At 70.9% G+C, this 5558-nt stretch carries 9 protein-coding genes; 4 read left to right on the top strand and 5 right to left on the bottom strand.

Annotation, left to right across the window (positions count from 1 at the left end; all coding sequences use genetic code 11):
• The 4 genes from JWP65_RS14625 to JWP65_RS14640 form a co-directional block, all read left to right on the top strand.
• Positions 1-1051 (top strand): THUMP domain-containing protein (locus tag JWP65_RS14625; protein WP_299764976.1); only part of this gene is annotated, 1051 nt, incomplete at its 5' end.
• Positions 1035-1436, top strand: coding sequence for a putative toxin-antitoxin system toxin component, PIN family (locus tag JWP65_RS14630; RefSeq protein WP_299764977.1), 402 nt, complete (start codon positions 1035-1037; stop codon positions 1434-1436). The genes JWP65_RS14625 and JWP65_RS14630, both read left to right, overlap by 17 nt.
• 108 nt (positions 1437-1544) lie before the next feature.
• Positions 1545-1733 carry a hypothetical protein gene (locus JWP65_RS14635; RefSeq protein WP_299764979.1) on the top strand — a complete coding sequence of 63 codons (189 nt, stop codon included), beginning with the start codon at positions 1545-1547 and terminating at the stop codon, positions 1731-1733.
• A gap of 37 nt (positions 1734-1770) precedes the next feature.
• The gene (locus JWP65_RS14640) at positions 1771-2034 is read left to right on the top strand and encodes a hypothetical protein (protein ID WP_299764981.1); all 264 of its coding nucleotides are present in this window, start codon (positions 1771-1773) and stop codon (positions 2032-2034) included.
• On the opposite strand, the gene JWP65_RS14645 is transcribed toward JWP65_RS14640, so the two are convergent.
• The 5 genes from JWP65_RS14645 to JWP65_RS14665 form a co-directional block, all read right to left on the bottom strand.
• Positions 2025-2465 carry a CinA family protein gene (locus JWP65_RS14645; RefSeq protein WP_299764988.1) on the bottom strand — a complete coding sequence of 147 codons (441 nt, stop codon included), beginning with the start codon at positions 2463-2465 and terminating at the stop codon, positions 2025-2027. The two genes, JWP65_RS14640 and JWP65_RS14645, sit on opposite strands and share 10 nt — an antisense overlap.
• A 56-nt stretch (positions 2466-2521) precedes the next feature.
• Entirely contained in the window at positions 2522-3058 is a 537-nt protein-coding gene (locus JWP65_RS14650) for a phosphatidylglycerophosphatase A (protein WP_299764983.1), read from the bottom strand.
• 22 nt (positions 3059-3080) lie between these two features.
• Entirely contained in the window at positions 3081-3578 is a 498-nt protein-coding gene (locus JWP65_RS14655) for a thermonuclease family protein (protein ID WP_299764984.1), read from the bottom strand.
• 4 nt (positions 3579-3582) lie between these two features.
• A complete protein-coding gene (thiL, locus tag JWP65_RS14660; protein ID WP_299764986.1) occupies positions 3583-4545 on the bottom strand; it encodes a thiamine-phosphate kinase in 963 nt (320 codons plus the stop codon).
• A 6-nt stretch (positions 4546-4551) separates the two neighbouring features.
• The coding region (locus JWP65_RS14665) for a YbdK family carboxylate-amine ligase (RefSeq protein WP_299764987.1) at positions 4552-5558 on the bottom strand (1007 nt) is incomplete at its 5' end.

The following is a 5558-nucleotide window of genomic DNA, read 5'->3' on the forward strand; positions in this document are numbered from 1 at the left end:
CCAGCGCGTGCTGCTGCAGTTGTCGCATTCGCCCTACCGGGAAGAACAGGACATCTACCAGGCCGCTGCCGCGGTGCCCTGGGAGGACTGGTTCACGCCGCGCGACAGCTTCAAGATCGAGCTGACCTCGCACCAGAGTCCACTCAAGAGCCTGAACTTCGCCGCCCTGCGGGTGAAGGACGCCGTGGCCGACCGCTTCCGCGAACGCGGCGGCGTGCGGCCGGACGTCGACACCCAGCGGCCGGCGGTACGCGTCTTCGCCCACCTCGACGCCGAAACCGTCACGCTTTACATCGACAGCTCGGGCGAGCCGCTGTTCAAGCGCGGCTGGCGCGAGGACAAGGGCGAGGCGCCGCTGAAAGAGACGCTGGCGGCGGCGATGATCGCGGCCAGCGGCTGGGACGCCACCGCGCCGCTGTACGACCCTTGCTGCGGCAGCGGCACCATCGCCATCGAGGCCGCCCAGATCGCCTGCAACATCGCTCCTGGCATGCAGCGGCGTTTCGGCTTCGAGCGGCTGCGCCCGCACGTGGCCGCCCAGTGGCTGGCGTTGAAGGAAGAAGCGCGGGCCGCCGAGCGGCCGCCGACCGCGGAGGTGTTCGGCAGCGACGTGGCCCACCGGATGGTCGACTTCGCCGAGCGCAATGCCCACCGTGCCGGGGTCTCTCACGCCGTGCAGTTTCGCGGTGGCGACGCGCTGCACCGCAACCCGCCGGTCGAGGGTGGCGGTTGGATGCTGTTGAACCCGCCCTATGGCGAGCGAATCGAGGCCGGGGGCATCGCTGGTGCGGGCCGGGGCGGCCGCGAGCAGGCCGAGATGGCGCAGGCCGGTGACTTCTTCACCCAGCTGGCGGCGCACTGGAAGCGCAACTACGCGGGCTGGACGGCCTGGGTGCTGTCGCCCGACGCCAAGCTGCCCACGCGCATGCGGCTGAAGGAGTCGCGCCGGGTGCCGATGTGGAACGGACCGATCGAGTGCCGGCTGTTCCGCTTCGACATGGTGGCCGGTTCCGCCCGCGCACCCCGGCTCGCCGATGCAGCTGGTTCTTGACACCAACATCGTGCTGGACGTGCTGGTGTTCGGCGACGCCGGTGCGCAGCCGTTGGCGCGGGGGCTGGAGGATGGCTCGCTGCACTGGCTGGCCACCGCGCAAATGCGCGAGGAACTGGCCCGGGTGCTGGCCTATCCCAAGCTGGCGCCGCGGGTGCGCTTTCATCGCGGCGAAGCCGGTGCGGTGCTGGCGGATTTCGATCGCCGCGTCCGGCTGGTCGAGGTGGCGGCCAAGGCGCCGATCACCTGCGGCGACCCCGACGACCAGAAGTTCATCGACCTGGCGATCGCGCACCGCTGCACCTTGCTGAGCAAGGACAACGAGGTGTTGCGGATGAAAAAGCGCCTGGCCACGCTGGAAGTTCGCGCCGCTTCCTGCCTGTAGGCTCGGGTAACGGTTGGTAGCGCTTGTTTCCTACGCTGGTCGTCCCTGCGCGCCGACGCCTGGAAAACCGGGGCACGGTAGCGTGGCTGCATCCAACGAAAGCAAGCCATGAGCGACGCCAACCTCCTTGAACGCGGCCAGGCCGGGGCCGTCCGGGCCGATGCGCAGTGCGACGAGTGCGCGGGCACCGGCGGCTGGTTCCGCTACCAGCCCTCGCAGGAGGAGGCGCCGGGAATCCTGTACCTGTCCTGCCTGTGCTGCCGCGGCAGCGGCCGGACCGCGGCGGTGACCGGCTGACGGCTGCCAGGGAGCGGACAACAAAGAGGGGCCCGCCATGACCGCCACTGGATCGCTTCCAGAAGACCGCGCCCGCCTGGTGCGCAACCTGCTCGCCTTGCGCATGGTGCTCTCGGTGGACCAGATGCAGACTGGTAAATGGGACTCGCGCATCGACGAACTCGACGCCGAACTGGCCAGCCTCGGGCACGACATGACCTCGACGGTGGCCTGCGCGGTGGAGGGCCTGCGGCGCACCTTCCTGCTGCCCCGCCTGGTCAACCGGCGCCCGGGCCGACGCGCGGCCACGCCTCAGAAATGATCGGCCGGCGTCGCCGCCACCAGCTCGACCAGCCGCGCGAGCGCGTGCTGCACCGTCGCCGCCCGCACCGCCGCGCGCTCGCCCTGGAAGTTGCGGGTTTCGTTGGCGAGCCTGCCATCCACCTGGAAGCCGAAACACACCATGCCCACCGGCTTGTCGGCGCTGCCGCCTGACGGCCCGGCGACCCCGGTCACGGCCACGCCCACTTGCGCGCGCGAATGGCGCACCGCGCCGAATGCCATGGCGCGGGCGACGACATCGCTGACGGCGCCGTGCCGGGCAATCAGGGCCGGGTCGACCCCGAGGCTGTCGATCTTGGCTTGATTGGAATAAGTGACGAAGCCGCGTTCGAACCAGGCGCTGGAGCCGGCCAGGTCGGTGCAGGCGGCGGCGATCATGCCGCCGGTGCAGCTTTCGGCCGTCGCCAGCATCCAGCTGCGTGCCAGCAGCAGCTGCGACAGCTCGCGCGCCAGGTCGGCGGGCTCCTTCACCAGACGTGCCTCCAGGCGGCGATCACGAGCAGGGTGCAAAAGGCCGCCGCCAGGTCGTCGGCCAGGATGCCGAAGCCACCGCGCCAGCCGAATGCCTTGAAGTGGCGGTCGATCCAGGCGATCGGCCCGGGCTTGGCCGCGTCGAAGAAGCGAAACAGCAGGAAGGCGGCGAGCTGGTCGCGCCAGCCGGCTGGCAACACCAGCGCCAGGATGATCCAGAAGCACAGAATCTCGTCCCAGACGATGTGGACCGGATCCGCCACGCCCATGTTGCGAGCGGTGACGGTGCAGGCCCACCACCCTAGCGGCAGTGCGGCGGCCACCACCCAGCCCAGCGCCGTAGGGCTCAGCCAGGCCTGCAGCACCAGGTAGGCCAGCCAGGCCCACAGCGTGCCGCAGGTGCCCGGCGCGATCGGCGACAGCCCGGAGCCGAAGCCCAGCGCCAGCAGATGCGCGGGGTGCGCCATCATGAAACGGACCGAGGGGCGCGATGGCGGCACGACCTTGGCCGCGAGAATGGAGGGGTCCTGCATGGGCCCCGATGGTAGTGCTTCCTTACAGGCAGCGACCGTGCGAGCGTCGGAAGTGGCGCGGCTCGATCGCCTTGAGGCCGGCCCACAGGCCGCGGCGCTCGCGCTTGGCCTGCTCCTCCAGCCGCTCGTAGCGGCCCGGGCGGCCGCGGTAATCGGTGGACCAGGCGTGGCCCTGGCCCACCAGCCAGGCGCCGACGTCCTGGTTGCGATGCCGCACCTGCGCCAGCGTGCGCCGGTAGTCGTCCTGGCCGCGGCTGCGCACCTGCACCCGTTGCTTGAGCACGCGTGCCGCCAGCGCCTTCTTGGCTTGCGGCCCGAACGCCTGGCAACCCTCGGGCGCGTCAATGCCCAGCAGCCGGATCTCCACCGTCTCGCGTTCGCCGTCGGGGCGCACCCACAAGGTGTCGCCGTCGGTCACGTGGGTGACCACGCCGCCGAAGGTGGCCGCGGCGGCCGGCAGGCCGACCATGGCAAGCAGCGCGAGCAGGACGAGCATGGGCACGAAGGCGGGCAGGCGCATGGAATCAGCGGAAGTGGTCGAAGCCGGCGAACTGGCGCGGCAGCGGGAGGCCGGCAGCGTCCAGCACGCGCAGTCCGGGAGTGGCGGCGATGCTGCCGATGCAGGTGACGGCGGTGCCGGCGCGCGCCGCCGCGGCCGTGACGTCATCGCGTTGCGCAGCGGGCGCGGTGAAGGCCAGCTCGTAGTCGTCGCCGCCGGCCAGCACCAGTTCCTGCAGCAATGTTTCGTCCAGCTGCAGCCCGGCGCCGGTCGCCGCCAGCAGGCCCGGCGCGCACGCCGCCTGGACGCTGGCGCCCACGCCGGAACGCCGCAGGATGTGGCCGAGGTCGCCGAGCAAGCCGTCGCTGATGTCGATGGCGGACGTGGCGATGCCCAGCAGGGCCTGGCCCAGCGCCACCCGCGGCTGCGGCTGCTCCATCCGCAGCCGCGCCGCTTCGAAGATGGCTTGCGGCAGGGCGATGGTGCCGCGGAAGGCTTCCAGCGCCAGCCGCGCATCACCCAGCGTGCCGCTGACCCAGAGGTCGTCACCCGGCCGGGCGCCGGAGCGCAGCAGCGCCCGCCCGGCCGGCACTTCGCCGAAGGCGGTGATGTTGATGCACAGCGGGCCGCGGGTCGTGTCGCCGCCGACCAGCTCGCAGCCGTGTTCGCCGGCCAGCGCGAACAGGCCTTGGGCGAAGCCGGCCAGCCAGGCTTGGTCGACCGCCGGCAGCGCCAGCGACAGCGTGAACGCCAGGGGCCGCGCGCCGCAGGCCGCCAGGTCGCTCAGGTTGACCGCCAGCGCCTTGTGGCCCAGGCGCCGCGGGTCCACCGTGGACAGGAAGTGCCGGCCCTCGACCAGCATGTCGGAGGTGACGGCCAGCTGCATGCCGGCGGCCGGCTGCAACAGCGCGCAGTCGTCGCCGATGCCCAGCGGGCTGCGCCGCACGGGTCGGTCGAAGTAACGCGCGATCAGGTCGAATTCACCCATGGCTGGCTACCTGGCCTGCTGCGGCCCGCGTCCCCGGAACCGTTCCGCGCCTTGCCGCACCATCTCCGCCAGCAGCCGCTCGCGCGAGACCGTCTCGCGCAGCCAGCGGGCATCGTTGGCGCCGCGGTCGGCCGAGGCGCGCAGCATGTCGATGGCAGCGCTGGCGCCGACGTCCTGCGCATGCGGCGCGATGCGGTCCAGCGTGGCCCCGATGTGTTCGCGCAAGGGCAGGTGCTGGCCGGTGGCCGGTTCCACGTAGACCGCCTCCAGCCCGAAGCGGCAGGCCTGGAAGCGGTTGTAGGTGTAGACCATGTAGTCGTCTTCCTGCGGCACGAACGGGTTTTCCTTGAGGAACCACGCCGCCAGCGACTGCACGAAGCCGGACAGGGCGGCCGCGCGTTCCACCGTCAGCGGCGTGTCGAACACCCGGATCTCGATGGTGCCGAACTCCGGCTTGGGCCGGATGTCCCAGTAGAAGTCCTTCATGCTCTTGACCACGCCGGTGCGGGTGGTCTTGGCGAAGAACTCGCCGAACTCGTCCCAGCTGAGCGTGAATGGCGCGCGCCCCGACATCGGGAAGGCGAACACCGAATTCAGGCGCGCGGAATCGAACATCGTGTCCTGCCCCTGCACGAACGGCGAGCTGGCCGACAGCGCGATGAAGTGCGGGATGTAGCGCGACATGCGGTGCAGCATCAGCAGCGCGGCGTCGGCATCGGGGCAGCCGACGTGCACGTGCTGGCCGAACACGGTGAACTGCTTGGACAGGTAGCCGTACAGCTCGGACAACTCGCGAAAGCGCTCCTTGTCGTAGATGCGCTGCTGGTGCCACTGCTGGAACGGGTGCGTCCCGCCGCCGACCACCGCGATGTTCAGCTTGTCGGCGCAGCGCACCAGCGCGTCGCGCAGCTGCGTGAGTTCGCCCAGCACATGCGCGGGCGACTCGCACACGCCGGTGCAGATCTCGATCAAGCTGGACGTCATCTCAGGAACCACCGAGCCGGGCAGGTCCA

It is taken from the genome of Ramlibacter sp. (assembly GCF_028292805.1).
Classification (GTDB): domain Bacteria; phylum Pseudomonadota; class Gammaproteobacteria; order Burkholderiales; family Burkholderiaceae_C; genus Ramlibacter.